Below are 15132 nucleotides of genomic sequence, written 5' to 3'. Positions count from 1 at the left end.
ACGAAAAAATAAATATTAAAAACATTAAATTATGAAAACAAAATTAATTTTATTCTTAGTAACATTTGTTGCTATGGTGGCAAATGCACAACAAACTGTTGGAACTATCTTTACAGTAGGCGGTTTTGAATACAAAATAACTGTAGCAGGTACAGCAAGTGCTTCTTCTGTGAGAGAAGTTGCAGTTACAGACTATTTAGATGTAAATAATTTTACACCTACCATACCTTCAACCGTTTTTTATGGGACAACCTATAATGTAACTTCGATAGGAGAAGAAGCTTTTCGCTCAAATTCACTTACAAGTGTTAGCATTCCTAATTCAATAATTTCAATAGGTGAAGATGCTTTCCTTTTTAATTCATTAACGAGTGTTAGCATTCCTAATTCTGTAACTTCAATAGGACAAAGTTCCTTTAGTTATAACCCATTAACAAATATTACCATTCCTGCATCTGTGACAACTATAGGTGCTGAAGCTTTTAATTATAATTCATCTTTAGTATCAGTTGTTTCAGAAAGCACAAATCCAGCATTTTTATTAAGTGGTGTTTTTGATAACAATAATAGTATCGATTTAACAATACCAACAGGTTTAGAACAAACATATTTAGATGCCAATTGGGTTGGTTTTAATACCATTAATTCAATTGATTATACGTTTACTCAAAATGATATCGTTTATCAAATATTAGACATTACAAATAATGATATCGTTGCTACTTATGATTATATAGGAACAAACACTACAATTAGCATACCAGCAACAGTTACTAGTGCTGGATCTACTTATAATGTAACTACTATAGGAGATGCTTCTTTTGATTACAATTCATTAACAGAGGTTACCATTCCTGCATCTGTAACAACTATTAGAGCTGCTGCTTTTAAAAATAATTCATTAACAAGTATAACCATTCCTGCATCTGTAACAACTATTGGAGCTTCAGCATTTGAAAATAATTATTATTTAACAGACGTTACTTCAGAAAGTACAACACCAGCAACATTATTAAGTTTTACTTTTAGTAATAATAATATTGATACAGATTTAACCATACCAGAAAATACAACAACGGCCTATACTACAGCTGGTTGGGTTGGTTTTAAAAGTGTAACAGAAGTGGCATCACTTTGTACCGTAAACATACCAGACGCAAACTTTAAAGCATATTTAGTAGGTAATTCATTAATAAATACAAATGGAGATACAGAAATACAATGTAGTGAAGCAACTGCTTTTACAGGTTCAATAGTTGCTATATCTTTAAATATCTCAGATTTAACTGGTATTGAAGATTTTACAGCTTTAACAAGTATAGATTGTCGAGACAACCAATTAACGAGTATAAATCTTCCTTCTAGCACTGCTTTAACAGAATTAAAATGTGGTGAAAACCAAATAACGAGTTTAGATGTTTCGGCTAACACGGCTTTAACTAATTTAAGTTGTCATACTAACCAATTAATGAGTTTAGACGTTTCAAGTAATACAGCTTTAACAGAACTTGATTTTGATACAAACCCAATGACAAGTATAGATGTTTCTGCTAATACTGCTTTAGTAAGGCTAGCTATTAGTAGAACCCAATTAACGAGTATAGATGTTTCTACTAACACTGCTTTAGAGGACTTTTTTGCTACTGATTGCCAATTAACGAGTTTAGACGTTTCTGCGCAACCAAATTTAGTATTATTATGGTGTAATGAGAACCAATTAACAAGTTTAAATATAGCCAATGGAAATAATGCAAATATGACCTCTTTTTATGCTACAAATAATACTGCGTTAACTTGTATTGAGGTAGATGCTGCTATTGTAGGTACTTCGCCAACTGATTGGTATAAAGATGCTACTGCTACTTATAGTGCAAGTTGTACAACTTGTATCGTAAACATACCAGACACAAAATTTAAAACGTATTTAGTAGGTAACACAGCAATAAACACAAATGGAGACACAGAAATTCAATGTAGTGAAGCAAGTGCTTTTACTGGTACAATAGACGTTAGTAGTTTAACGATTAATTATTTAACAGGTATTGAGGCATTTATTAATATTACAGAGTTAAATTGTAATTATAATAATTACATAAGTAGTATAGATGTTTCTGCTAATACAGCTTTAACATCCTTAGCTTGTAATGGTAATGTAATAACAAGTTTAGATGTTTCTAATAATACAGCTTTAACATATTTAGATTGTGGCAATAATTTAATACCAAGTTTAGATGTTTCTGCTAACACTGCTTTAACAACCTTAGCTTGTAATGGTAATTTATTAACAAGTTTAGATGTTTCCCAAAATACCTTATTAATAAACTTATGGTGCCATATCAATCAATTAACAAGTTTAGATGTTACTAATAATATAAATTTAGAATTTTTAACTTTAAATTATAACCAATTAACAAGTTTAGATCTTTCCAATAATACGGCTTTAGAACAAATACAATGTTTTAATAACCAATTAACAAGTTTAGATCTTTCTAATAATACGGTTTTAGAACAGTTACATTGTTCTAATAATCAATTAACAAGTTTAGATCTTACTAATAATACAGCTTTAACAAGATTATCTTGTGCTATTAACCAATTAACAAGTTTAAATGTAGCAAATGGTAATAACAGTAATATAGTAACCGCAAGTTTTTATGCAGGTACAAATCCTAATCTTACTTGTGTTACTGTAGATGATGTTGCTTATAGTGATGCCAACTGGACAAATATAGATGCCCAAACAAGTTTTAGTACAAATTGTGGAGCATTAAGTGTAGATGATTTTAGTTTAAATTCGGTTTCTATATACCCAAACCCAACAACATCAGTTTTAAATATAAAAATGGATAGCAACTTAAAACGAGCAACCATCTATTCTGTATTAGGTACAAAGGTTTTAGAAACTTCATCAAAAAGTATTACAACATCTAACTTAAATAAAGGTATTTATTTAATTAAAATAGAAACTGAAGATGGAAATATTTCCACAAAACGATTTATGAAAGAGTAAAAAGTAGTTTAGTTAGTTTGTTAAAACCTTGTAAACATAATGTTTATGAGGTTTTTTTTTACGGAAATATTATAATATAAAACGATACTTTTTAAGTACCATAACGTTCTTTTAATTTATCAAACAAATAAGTAGTGTTTGTAACACCAACAGCTTCTGCAATTTCTTTTTTCGTAGCAAAAGGGTCTTCTATTCTTAAATTACGTGCTTTTTCTAAACGTGCTTCTTGTATTAATTGGTTAACAGTTTGTCCTAAGATACTTTTTACTTTACGATTTAATGTACTTCTAGAAACATTCATATATTCTGATATAGAATCCACTGTAAGCAAATGAGAGTTTAGGTTTTTGTTTATGTAAGATGTAATTTTAGTATTAAATTTATCAGCATATTCATTTAAACTTTTTAAAGTTTCTGGAGAATTTTCTTTATCAAACTCTTTAACATTTTTATAAAGTGCTATAGAATTTTTAATATTAATTAAAAGTTCTTCTTCTAAAAAAGGTTTGTGTAAATAACCATCTATACCTAAACGTAACATAGATAATTTTCCTTGCTGATCTGTTCTTGCAGTAAGTACTATAATTGGTGTTTTATTTTGTTGTTTTTTTAGTTCTTTTACCAAATTTTCTCCATCCATAACAGGCATCATATAATCTGTTAAGATAAGATCAAAACTATTTTTATGAAGTTTACCAAGAGCTTCTTTTCCGTTTTCAGCTTCAGTAACATCGTAGTTTTTTAATACCTTTTTTAAGAAAGCTCTCATTTGTTCATGATCATCTACAACCAGTATTTTTGGTTGTTTATTTACAAAAGTTGTTTTTGTTTTTTTTGTAGTAATCCTTGTATTTTCATCAATAATATCAATAGTTTTTACTGATGATTTATTTGTGGAAGAACTCAAATACTTCTTTGGAATAGAAATAGTAAAGCAACAACCTTTTCCAAAACTACTTTCTACATCTATTGTAAAATTATGAGCATGAACTATACTCTTTGTAAAAGCCAAACCAATACCACTTCCTTGGCTTTTTGTTATATCGTTTTTAACTTGATAAAAACGTTTAAAAACAGCTTCTGTTTCTTCTTTATTGATGCCAATACCATCGTCTATAATATCAATATTAAGACCATCAACATTATAAGAAGTATTTATAGAAACAGTTCCATTAGTTGGTGTAAATTTTAATGCATTACTAAGTAAGTTAGTAATGGCTTTAGAAAAAAGCTCTTCATCTACTAAAATACTGGTTTCTAAAGTTTTGTTATTAAAAGTAAAGTTTATGTTTTTTTTAGTGAAAAGGCTTTCAAAATTAGTGTAGTGTTTTTCTAATAAAACGTTAATATCAACAGGAGTACTTATTAATTTAAATTGATTGCTTTCCATTTTACTCAAATCCATAATACTATTAATAATATCTTGCATTTGTTGGCACTGCTCTTTTATAATTGTTGTTTTTTGTTTGTTCTCTTTATCAGATTCTTTAAATTTTAATTGATTTGTATACCCTTGAATTAATGTTAATGGTGTTCGTATTTCATGAGATAAGTTTACAAAAAAGTGAGATTTAAACTCATTCAACTCGTGCAATTCTGCTTCTTGTTTTTCAAGTATTATTTTATCGGAAAGTACTTTATCTCTTTCTAAAGATAAAAGCCTTTCATATTTTAAATTATTTGCTTTAAAATAATTTACTAAAAGGTGTATCACTAAAAAAATACATGCAGTTTCTAAAATTATTAATCGATCAACATATTCAGGAGGATAAACAATATAAATATAGTAGGGGGTTAAAAAGCACAAAAAACCGATAGCTAAAAAAAGGTATGATGTAATTTTTTTCTCATAAAGTGTAATAGCTATAGGTGAAATTAATAAAAAATAATACTCAATATAGCTACCAGGAGAAATAATAAGAGAAGCATAGACATTTACTATAATAACAGTACTTATAAAAATAAAACGCCCCCATTTAAAATGAAAGTTTTTATTAAGAAAAACTATCGAAATTAGTGAGGTGAGTATAAAAAAATGAGTAACTAAAGATTTTACATTAATAAAATCAAAAGTTATAGTGTTTTGATTAACAACCTCAAGCCCAGAACCAATAAGTGTTTCTAAACATAAAAAAAAGAAAACTACATGCCCCCAAACTAAACAATAAGTATTTAATAAACGTATTTTTTTATTAAGGTTATTCGAAAAATTATTTTTTGTTCCTAAAGCTATAATGCTTTCATACTTATTTCTCATAAAACAATTAAATATTAACTTTTAAACAAAATTAAAATCTTTTAAAAGGGCTAAATGTACTCTAAGACAGTAAAGTTTTGGTGTCTTTATTTTTTTGTAAATATAAATATATTAAGCCCATTTTTTTCTACCATACAAAGTTAAATTGATTCATATGGTCATTTTTTGAATTAAATAGTTGCACTATGATTTAAATAGACATTTTTTGAATGACGTAAATAACTGTTTGCTAATAGATTTGTGGGTATAAAAAAAAACATATTTTATAATGAAAAATTTTAAAAAAACACAATTAATAAAAACATCAAAATTAGTATTAATAGCAATTACAATGGTATTTGTTTCTTGCTCAAATAATGAAGATGATGACATGATTAAAGAACAAAGTATTACTGCTGCAAATTTTGAGTCGTATACAAGTTATAGTGATAATGGCTATACAAACATTCAGTTTGGAGACGTGATCAATAATAGTTTTACACCAATTATTAAAGTAGAAAATTATAACGATGCTTATAATTATAGCATTGTTATTAAGGGAGATTATCTAGAAAATGAATATAAAGTAGCTTTAACTTTTGATAAAATTGATGAATATGGAGAAACTATTTTAAAATTTGACAAGGCCGAATTTGATGCAGTTCCAGATACTTACCAAGCTTATGTTTTAGAAGAAGATAGCAATACAGAGGTTATTATAAATAATGTACCTAACCAAGGAGAAAGAACATATTACGTATACGATGCAGATAATTCAGAGTATTTATATGACATCTTTTTTAAAACATCTAGTACAAACTATACAATACCTAATAATATAAATCTTTCTAATACTTTTTATTTAGGCTACCTTAATTCTGTAAACTTTTCTACTGGATTAAATCTTAAATTATTCGTTTATGATGCAGCTTTAAATACTTTAGGAAGTACAGATGTTAGTTCTTTTGGGGGCACTAATTCAATAAATGGATCTAGTTTAAGTTTTATAACAGAAAGTGGCGATTACATTTTTCAAATTGTAGGAACACCAAAAGTTGTTGGAGATGAATATTCTGCTAGAAAAAGTACTTACAAAACAATGTCAGTAAATATAAATTAATGTAACAACCGTATTTTAGTAAAGTACTAAATAATACGTTTTAATAATAATAAAAACCTACAATCCAAATTGTAGGTTTTTGCTATTATCAATATAGTAAGTATTAAAACTACTATTTTCCAGAAAAACGGACTCTAATTATACACAGTATAAAAAGTTTCAGCATCTACATTTTAAAAACATTGTTTTGCTATTATCTCCAATTAACAAGTTCAAATGTTACTTTAGACGTTTTGTAAACATTAAGAATAGTATTTTTGCAAAAACAACGTTTTGAAAACTTTTAACAAAAACAACTTCTTTAAATACACTTTCTGTGAATTTCAACAAGTTAATGATTTTGATTTTCCAGAAAACACAAATTATAAAAGTAAATCTGAAAGTCAATACTTTTATACCAAAGAAGGGGTTTACAGAAAATCCAATCATTGGGGAAGAGTTGCCAATTGCAGATGGAAATTAATTGCTAATGATAATTACAAAAACCAAAATATTGTAATTGGTTTTGCAAAATGGGCAAACTTCTACCCTATTAACTCATCAGAAAAACTCTTTTTTATTTCTGTTGATTTTAAAGAAAAAACAGCCAAAATTAAATCAGAAAAAGAAATAAAAGAACACATTTTATTTACCTATTCAGAAGCTCAAAAAAGAATAAAACAAATAAATCATTTATTTAAAGATGATAAATGGGCAACTTATTTTAATTTACCAATCAAAGATTTACGATTTAAAATAATATCAGAATTTATTTCTTCTGATAAAACATTGCTAGAAATAAAAAGAAGTTTCAAATAAGAAATGATCGGTTTTCAGTAAATTTGCCATTCTAAAAATCAATCCGTTTAAAATGAACATACCACAGTCAAGTTTTCCTAGAGTAGTAATAATTGGTGGTGGTTTTGCAGGTTTGGCTGCAGCAAAAGGTTTAGAGAAACAAGAACTACAAGTTGTTTTAATAGACAAACATAATTATCATACTTTTCAACCTTTGTTATATCAAGTAGCAACTGGTGGTTTAGAGCCAGATTCTATTGCTTTTCCGTTAAGAAAACGTTTTAACGATGTTGATAATTTCTTTTTTAGATTGGCAAACGTTATAAAAATTAATCCTGATAAAAACGAAATTGAAACTTCTATTGGTAATATAGATTATGATGAATTAATTATTGCTACAGGTTCTACAACCAACTTTTTTGGAAACACCAACATCCAAAAAAATACGATGGAAATGAAATCTGTACCTCAATCTTTAGACATCAGAAGTTTAATTTTAGAAAATTTTGAGGAAGCACTTTTAACATCAAACTTAGAAGAAAGAAAAGCTTTAATGAATTTTGTAATTGTTGGTGGTGGACCTACAGGAGTAGAATTAGCAGGTGCTTTAGCAGAAATGAAAAAAGGAATTTTGCCAAAAGATTATCCAGATTTAGATATTAGACAAATGAACATAAACCTAATACAGAGTTCTGGATGTATTTTAAAAGGGATGAGTGCAAAAGCTTCTGAAAAAGCTGAAGATTTTTTAATTAAATTAGGTGTAAACGTTTGGAAAAATTTGCGTGTTTTAGATTACGATGGCAAAATTGTAACGACTAATGGAGAAGATAACTTTAGGGCAGAAACTGTAATTTGGGCTGCTGGTGTTAAAGGAGAAATGGTTGATGGTTTACAAGCTGAGTGTGTTATAGAACGTGCAGCAAGAATTAAAGTTAATGAATTTAATCAAGTAGTAAATCATCCTAATATTTATGCAATTGGTGATGTTGCATGTATGTCATCCAAAGAAAATCCTTATGGACATCCAATGATGGCACAACCTGCAATTCAACAAGGTAAATTGGTTGCAAAAAATATTTTAGCAAAGATTTTTAATAAAAAACAGAAAGCTTTTATCTATAATGATAAAGGTTCTATGGCTACAATTGGACGAAATAAAGCTGTTGTAGATTTACCTAAATGGAAATTTCAAGGAGTTTTTGCTTGGTTTGTTTGGATGTTTGTACATCTTTTTTCTTTAATAGGTTTTAGAAACAGAGCCATTGTATTTCTAAATTGGGTGTATAACTACATTCGTTTTGATAGAGAAACAAGACTAATCATTCGTCCTTTTAAGAAGAAAAATAAATTATCTTAAAATGAGTATAAGAAGAATTAAATGCCCTAACTGCGGAGTTTTTAACACCAATAAAGACTATTGTGAAAATTGTGGTCATTTAATATCTTATCAAAAAAAACGAGAACTTAAAATTAAAGCCGAAAAACAAAAACAGATTAAAGAAGCTATACGCGAAATTGAAAATCCTAATTTAGCTGAACGTTTAAAGAGACATCCTAATATGTTTTTTAGAGTTTTAGGCTGGGTAATTTATTCAGCTATTACAGTTGTAAGTGCTATTGGTGCTGGTTTAGCTTGGTTTATTGCAATGGTTGCAGCTGGTTAAAATGAATAAAAAATTATCTATTTATTGTATTTCATCAATTCTTTTAGGTATTACCATTTACCTCTTTCAATATTTTAATATTTCTTTACCTAAAATCACCAATAATTATTTGAATGATTTTTTAATAATACCTATTGTACTTTATTTGAGTTTACATTTCTTAAAATGGTCTAGAAACAATCCTGATTTTACTTTAACACTACCCATAATTCTATATGTTTGTTTTATGTATAGTATACTCTTCGAATTTATTTTCCCTAAATATTTAGCAAGATATACCAAAGATTTTGTTGATGTTATTCTTTATTTTGCAAGCGGATTCATTTTCTACAAACTGCAAAACAACCAAAATTGAATACACAACATAAAATAACAAACAATACAGTTACCAGAATTTGTGATGCTATTGTGTATGTTGAAGAAAATTTAGACAAAAAACTAACCTTAGAAAAAGTTGCTCAAAAAGCCTACTTCTCTCCTTTTCATTTTCATAGATTATTTAAAGTTGTTACCAATGAAACTTTACAAAATTTTATCAATAGAAAAAGAATAGAAAAAGCAGCTTCTTTTTTATTGCATCAAAAAGATAAAACTGTAACTGAAATTTCTGAACTTATAGGGTATACTAATTTATCATCATTTTCTAAATCTTTTAAAAAATTCTACGGAATTTCACCAACCAGATTCAAAGAAATAACTCCTAATAAATTTAGCAAGATTAGCAAAACAGAAAGCAAGAAAGGACAAATTAAAATTAGTTTTGAGCAATATATTTGTAATATCAATAACGCATTAAATTGGTTAAAAATGAACACAAAGCCAGAAATAAAAAAAACACCAAGATTAGATTTAGCATACATTTCTCATAAAGGAAAAATTGATGCAATTGGCAGTGTTTATAACAAATTAGTAAAATGGGCAACACCAAAAGGTTTAATAAATGAGCAAACAAGAATGGTAACTATTTATCATGATAGTCCTAAAATTACAGAGCCAAATAATTTAAGAATGAGTGCCTGTATTGTTTTAAATGATCCTATTGATTTAGATGATTCAGTAAATTTAAGAATACTAAGTCCAACAAAATGTATTGTTTCTCGATTCGAAATTACACCTTTTCAATTTCAGCAAGCTTGGGAATCTTCTTTTGTTTGGATGTCTGAAAATGGATACAAAAAAGCCGATAATGATCCTTTTGAAATTTACTATAACAATGCTGCAGAACATCCAGAAAACAAGTTTATTGTAGACTTCTGTATTCCTATTTTATAAAACACAATTCATCAACCAAAACTTACAACTCAGTATTTCTTTTTATTTTTTTATTGAACATCATTACATCTTTGTACCATCAAAAATTAATAATGATGAAACGAATTTTATTTTTACTATTTACCATAACTCAATTTTCTTTATTAGCACAAACCACAATATCTGGTAAAGTTACTGACTCTAAAAAACAACCAATTTTAGGAGCAAGTGTATATTTAGAAGGCACTTACGATGGAACATCAACCAACGAAAAAGGAGAATATACTTTTACAACAGAAGAAACAGGAACACAAACCTTAGTAATATCGTTTGTTTCTTTTGAAACTTTTGTAAAAATAGATGATGTATCTAAATTCAAAAATTTACAAGTAAAATTAAGAGACGATATAAATTCTTTAGATGCTGTTACCATAAACGCTGGTACATTTAAAGCTGGCGAAAAAGCAAAAGTAACCGTTTTAAAACCTTTAGATATTGTTACCACAGCAAGTGCAGTTGGCGATGTTTTAGGAGCTTTACAAACCTTACCAGGAACTTCTGCAGCAGCAGAAGATGGTCGTCTTTTTGTTAGAGGTGGTAATGCAGAAGAAACACAAATTTTTATAGATGGTGTTCGTGTTTTTACACCTTACAGTCCAACACCAAACAACACTCCAACTCGTGGTCGTTATTCACCATTTTTATTCAAAGGAATTACATTTTCTACTGGTGGTTATTCAGCTGAATATGGGCAAGCTTTATCTGGTGTATTAGATTTAACAACCATAGACAAACCAGACCAAGAAAAAACAGACATTTCTTTAATGACATTGGGTGTTGGTCTTGGTAACACACAAATTTGGGATAACAATTCTTTAAGTATAAATACCTCTTATATAAACCTTGGTCCTTATACAGCAGCATTTCCAGATAGAAATAATTGGCTAAAACCTTACCAAGCTGCAAGTGGAGAAGCTGTTTACAGACACAATTTTAAAGACGATTCTATGTTAAAAGTGTATGGCGCTTTTAGTTATACAGATTTAGATGTTATTCAAGATGATATTAATTTCGAAGACGGATTTCGTTTTGGACTACAAAACAGAAACCTCTACATAAATAGTACCTACAAAAATAAGTTTGGCAACAATTGGAAAATAGAAAGTGGAGTAAGTTTTACAAATGATAATTCTACCGTAAAAATTATTGATGATGTTGTAAACAACACAGAAAACTCAGCACATTTTAAAGTAAAAATCAGAAAACAATTTTCTAGCAGATTTAGAATAGCATTTGGTTCTGAATATTTTATCACTGATTTTAACGAAGATTACACACCTGTCAACAATCAAAAATTTGATTATGGTTTTAATAATAATCTTTTTGCATCTTTTGCAGAAACAGACATCTTTTTCTCTAAAAATTTAGCCGCAAAAATTGGTGTTAGAGTAGAAAATTCTGATTTACTAAACCAATTTACAGTATCCCCAAGAACATCATTATCTTACAAAACTGGTAAAAGTTCGCAATTATCATTGGCTTATGGTCAATTTTATCAAAACCCTAGCAATAATTATTTAAAGTTTCATCAAGATTTTAAAGCAGAAAATACTTCGCATTTAATAGCTAATTATCAACATACAAAAAAGAACCAAATCTTTAGAATTGAGGCATATTATAAAGACTATAAAGATTTGGTAAAGTACGATTCAGAAATAGCTAGTTTCGATTCTAATTTTTCAAATAACGGAACTGCCTATGCAAAAGGAATTGATATTTTCTGGAGACAAAATCAAAAAATTAAAAACACAGATTATTGGGTATCTTACTCATTTTTAGACACAGAAAGAGATTACAGAAACTACACAACCTCAGCAACACCAAATTTTGCATCTGCACATAATTTATCGATTGTTGGTAAACATTGGGTAGAAAAATGGCAAAGTCAATTTGGTATTACTTACAATTTTGCATCTGGTAGAACGTACACAAACCCAAATGAGCCAGGTTTTTTAAATAATAAAACCAAAAATTACAATTCTGTAAGTTTAAATTGGGCGTATTTAATAGACCAACAAAAAATTTTATATTTCTCTGTAAATAACGCATTAGGCACCAAAAATGTCTTTGGCTACAATTATAAAAACACACCAAATACAAATGGAAATTTTGATAGGCAAGCCATTGTACCCAATGCAGATAGTTTCTTTTTTGTAGGCTTTTTCTGGACAATTAGCGATGACAAAAAATCAAATCAATTAGATAATCTATAATTTTTTTTAGAAGCTATTTCCTGCTTTCAGCACTCGCTTTTTTTCTGAAAAAGAAAAAAGAGCTCAAACAAATGCTTCAATCAGGGCTATGTCTGTTTGCAAACGAACAGCATAATAATTAACCATTATACTTTTTAACTAATGAAAACATTTACAACAATATTATTTCTATTTCTTATTCAATTTACCAATGCACAATTCGAAGATCGATTTTATTATCCAAGTAAAAAATTGAAAAAAATTGAAATTCCGCATACAGAAGATTTTATATTAGTAGAAAAAGACACAATACACACTATTTTTTTTCAACCAAAAAAATCAGCAAAAGCAACCATTTTATTTTTTCATGGAGCAGGAGGTAATATTTCTACCTATCAATTTATGATAGCCCCTTTAGTAAAAGATGGTTACCAAGTTTATGCAGTAGATTTTAGAGGTTATGGTAAATCTACAGGAAACGCAACTCATATTAATGTAGCAACAGACAGTGAAATTGTATTTTCGAAAATGAAAAAACATAAAGCCATAAAAAACAAAAAACTAATTGTTTATGGTGCTTCTTTAGGTTGCCAAATTGCAACACATCTTACTAATAAACATCAAAAAGAAATAGACGCTTTAATTTTAGATGGTGGTTTTTCATCTTTTGCAGATATTGCTAAAGAAAACGCACCAGAACAAGTTCATGATTATATAGATAATGCATTAGGTAAAATGTACCCTTCTAAAGAAGAAATAAAAACAATAAAAAATATACCAAAATTAATTATTCATAGTACAGCAGATAAATCTATAACTATAAATCATTCTAAAATTGTTTTTAAAAACGCAGCAGAACCAAAAGTTTTTTTCACTTCTAAAAAAGGGCATTTACTTGCTATAACTTACGAAAGCGAAGCTGTTTTATCAAAAATTAATAGTTTATTTACAATTCAGGAATAAAAAATTACAATTGGGTATGTTTCTTGTTTTAAAACCCTAAAAACATCAGATATTTGAATCATCAAACAGAAACAATTTAAAAATAACAATATGAAAAAAATACTTTTAATAGCAGCTTTTCTTTTTAGCGGAATCATTTCACTACAAGCACAAGATAAAAATACTTACGATTTAACCATCAATATTTCTGGAATGGAAACAGATAAAGGAAAAGTTTTTATTGCCATTTATAACAGCAAAAAAATATTTTTAAAATCTAGTAAAGACACAAAAGGAACCAATGCAATTGTAAAAGATGGTAAAGCAATAGCTTATTTTAAAGGGTTACCAAAAGGTGAATATGCAGTTTCTTTATTCCACGATTCTAATGACAATAAAATTATGGATACCAAAATATTTGGTATTCCTAAGGAACCATATGGGTTTTCTAATAATGCAACAGGTTTTATGGGACCTCCTAAATTTAAAGACGCTAAATTTAATTTAGATACAAATAAAACAATAACCATAAAAGTAAACTAATGTTACTTAAAAAAATATCTTATTATTTAATTGCTTTATGTGGGGTTTTAATAGGCTTATATCCTTTTGCATATTTTATAGTTTCTGATAGAAAATTCGGTTTACTTGCAAGTAAATCAAGTGAGCTTTTAGCTGATAATTTATGGAATATTATGTTTTATATACATATTATTTTAGGAGGTATTGCTTTATGTATAGGTTGGCTTCAATTCAACAAAAAATTTAGAAATAAGAACTTAAAACTTCATAAAAACATTGGAAAAATCTATGTGATTTCTGTTTTATTAAGTGCTGTTTCTGGTCTTTACATTGGTTACTTTGCTACTGGTGGCATAATTGCTAAATCTGGATTTATGACAATGGCAGTTGCCTGGTTTTTAACCACTTTATTTGCCTTTACAACAATTAAAAAAGGAAACATTATAAAACATCAAAAACTTATGACATACAGTTATGCAATTTGTTTTGCAGCTGTTACCTTAAGAATTTATTTACCAATATTCATTCCTCTATTTGGTGCTTTTTTACCAGCCTACAAACTTATTGCCTGGTTGTGTTGGGTGCCAAATATTCTAGTCGCTTACTTTATTAACAAACAACATTTTAAAACAGTAAATTAAACATTAACATTATGAAAAAAGTATTATTTATCATCGCAATTTTCATTGCGACAGGGATTTCTGCGCAAACAAAATATCAAAAAGGAATGCAAAAAGCATTCGATTTATGGAACCAAAATAAATTAACAGAAGCATCACAATTATTTGAACGCATTTCTAAAGCTGAACCAGAAAACTGGCTACCTGCTTATTATGCAGCAACTGTAGAGATTATAAGCAGTTTTGGTGTAAAAAATGAAACAGTTTTAACTGCAAAACTAACGAAAGCTCAAGAGTTTTTAGATGCAGCAAAATCGAATTCAGAAAACAACCCAGAGCTTATAATCACTCAGGCTTTATTAAATTTAGGATATATTGCTTTTGATGGTCAAAAATATGGAATGACTTTATCTGGCAAAAACAACATGTTATACGCTAAAGCTTTAGAAATTTCGCCAAATAACCCAAGAGTAATTTTAGGAAAAGCTGAATGGGAAATGGGTGCTGCTAAATTCTTTGGTAAGTCTACAGCCCCTTATTGCGATGCTATAAAAAAAGCAATTGAATTAGGAAAAGCTGAAAAAGTTGAGCAAGAGTTTTATCCAAAATTCCAACTAAAAAGAGCTGAAGAAGTTTTACAAAAATGTGAGGGATAGTTTAGTATACGGTATTCAGTAGTCAGTTAGCAGTTGGCAGTAATTTAAGAACCGACAACTGCTGACTGTAGACTGTAGA

13 protein-coding genes are annotated in these 15132 nt (G+C 28.3%); 12 read left to right on the top strand and 1 reads right to left on the bottom strand.

What is annotated here, in order from left to right; translation table 11 throughout:
• Positions 1 to 31: 31 nt before the first annotated feature.
• Positions 32 to 3010, top strand: coding sequence for a leucine-rich repeat protein (locus KO506_RS15340; protein WP_215995807.1), 2979 nt, complete (start codon positions 32 to 34; stop codon positions 3008 to 3010).
• A gap of 91 nt (positions 3011 to 3101) precedes the next feature.
• On the opposite strand, the gene KO506_RS15335 is transcribed toward KO506_RS15340, so the two are convergent.
• On the bottom strand, positions 3102 to 5267 hold the full coding sequence (locus tag KO506_RS15335) for a response regulator (RefSeq protein WP_215995806.1): 2166 nt from the start codon (positions 5265 to 5267) through the stop codon (positions 3102 to 3104).
• A 268-nt stretch (positions 5268 to 5535) separates the two neighbouring features.
• On the opposite strand from KO506_RS15335, the gene KO506_RS15330 reads away from it, so the two are divergent.
• The 11 genes from KO506_RS15330 to KO506_RS15280 all read left to right on the top strand — a co-directional run bounded on the left by KO506_RS15330 (position 5536) and on the right by KO506_RS15280 (position 15053).
• Positions 5536 to 6366 carry a hypothetical protein gene (locus KO506_RS15330; protein WP_215995805.1) on the top strand — a complete coding sequence of 277 codons (831 nt, stop codon included), beginning with the start codon at positions 5536 to 5538 and terminating at the stop codon, positions 6364 to 6366.
• A gap of 273 nt (positions 6367 to 6639) precedes the next feature.
• Complete coding sequence (locus KO506_RS15325; RefSeq protein WP_215995804.1) at positions 6640 to 7164, top strand: hypothetical protein; 525 nt, start codon at positions 6640 to 6642, stop codon at positions 7162 to 7164.
• A 52-nt stretch (positions 7165 to 7216) separates the two neighbouring features.
• Positions 7217 to 8503, top strand: a complete 1287-nt coding sequence (locus KO506_RS15320) for an NAD(P)/FAD-dependent oxidoreductase (RefSeq protein WP_215995803.1) — start codon at positions 7217 to 7219, stop codon at positions 8501 to 8503.
• Between the two features lies 1 nt (position 8504).
• Positions 8505 to 8810 (top strand): hypothetical protein, encoded by a 306-nt coding sequence (locus KO506_RS15315; protein WP_215995802.1) that lies wholly within the window; start codon positions 8505 to 8507, stop codon positions 8808 to 8810.
• A 1-nt stretch (position 8811) separates the two neighbouring features.
• Complete coding sequence (locus tag KO506_RS15310) at positions 8812 to 9165, top strand: hypothetical protein (protein ID WP_215995801.1); 354 nt, start codon at positions 8812 to 8814, stop codon at positions 9163 to 9165.
• A complete protein-coding gene (locus tag KO506_RS15305; protein WP_215995800.1) occupies positions 9162 to 10082 on the top strand; it encodes an AraC family transcriptional regulator in 921 nt (306 codons plus the stop codon). The genes KO506_RS15310 and KO506_RS15305 overlap by 4 nt, the downstream gene beginning before the upstream one ends.
• Before the next feature lie 95 nt (positions 10083 to 10177).
• Positions 10178 to 12334: a TonB-dependent receptor gene (locus tag KO506_RS15300; RefSeq protein ID WP_215995799.1), complete on the top strand. Its 2157-nt coding sequence runs from the start codon at positions 10178 to 10180 to the stop codon at positions 12332 to 12334.
• 141 nt (positions 12335 to 12475) lie between these two features.
• A complete protein-coding gene (locus KO506_RS15295; RefSeq protein ID WP_215995798.1) occupies positions 12476 to 13276 on the top strand; it encodes an alpha/beta hydrolase in 801 nt (266 codons plus the stop codon).
• 90 nt (positions 13277 to 13366) lie between these two features.
• Positions 13367 to 13798 (top strand): DUF2141 domain-containing protein, encoded by a 432-nt coding sequence (locus KO506_RS15290; protein ID WP_215995797.1) that lies wholly within the window; start codon positions 13367 to 13369, stop codon positions 13796 to 13798.
• Positions 13798 to 14418 (top strand): DUF2306 domain-containing protein, encoded by a 621-nt coding sequence (locus KO506_RS15285; protein ID WP_215995796.1) that lies wholly within the window; start codon positions 13798 to 13800, stop codon positions 14416 to 14418. Before KO506_RS15290 ends, KO506_RS15285 begins: the two co-directional genes overlap by 1 nt.
• Positions 14419 to 14429: 11 nt before the next feature.
• A complete protein-coding gene (locus tag KO506_RS15280) occupies positions 14430 to 15053 on the top strand; it encodes a tetratricopeptide repeat protein (protein ID WP_215995795.1) in 624 nt (207 codons plus the stop codon).
• The last annotated feature ends 79 nt before the right edge of the window (positions 15054 to 15132 follow it).

This window comes from Polaribacter vadi, from assembly GCF_018861005.1.
Taxonomy (GTDB): domain Bacteria; phylum Bacteroidota; class Bacteroidia; order Flavobacteriales; family Flavobacteriaceae; genus Polaribacter; species Polaribacter vadi_A.
The sequence above is the reverse complement of the archived record's forward strand: the minus strand, read 5'-3'. Positions and strand labels throughout refer to the sequence as shown.

Excerpts from the sequence above, each read along its gene's own strand:
- KO506_RS15310 (WP_215995801.1), top strand. The coding sequence starts at position 8,812 with ATGAATAAAAAATTATCTATTTATTGTATTTCATCAATTCTTTTAGGT.
- KO506_RS15330 (WP_215995805.1), top strand. The coding sequence starts at position 5,536 with ATGAAAAATTTTAAAAAAACACAATTAATAAAAACATCAAAATTAGTA.
- KO506_RS15315 (WP_215995802.1), top strand. The coding sequence starts at position 8,505 with ATGAGTATAAGAAGAATTAAATGCCCTAACTGCGGAGTTTTTAACACC.
- KO506_RS15300 (WP_215995799.1), top strand. The coding sequence starts at position 10,178 with ATGAAACGAATTTTATTTTTACTATTTACCATAACTCAATTTTCTTTA.
- KO506_RS15295 (WP_215995798.1), top strand. The coding sequence starts at position 12,476 with ATGAAAACATTTACAACAATATTATTTCTATTTCTTATTCAATTTACC.
- KO506_RS15280 (WP_215995795.1), top strand. The coding sequence starts at position 14,430 with ATGAAAAAAGTATTATTTATCATCGCAATTTTCATTGCGACAGGGATT.
- KO506_RS15285 (WP_215995796.1), top strand. The coding sequence starts at position 13,798 with ATGTTACTTAAAAAAATATCTTATTATTTAATTGCTTTATGTGGGGTT.
- KO506_RS15335 (WP_215995806.1), bottom strand. The coding sequence starts at position 5,267 with ATGAGAAATAAGTATGAAAGCATTATAGCTTTAGGAACAAAAAATAAT.
- KO506_RS15320 (WP_215995803.1), top strand. The coding sequence starts at position 7,217 with ATGAACATACCACAGTCAAGTTTTCCTAGAGTAGTAATAATTGGTGGT.
- KO506_RS15290 (WP_215995797.1), top strand. The coding sequence starts at position 13,367 with ATGAAAAAAATACTTTTAATAGCAGCTTTTCTTTTTAGCGGAATCATT.
- KO506_RS15340 (WP_215995807.1), top strand. The coding sequence starts at position 32 with ATGAAAACAAAATTAATTTTATTCTTAGTAACATTTGTTGCTATGGTG.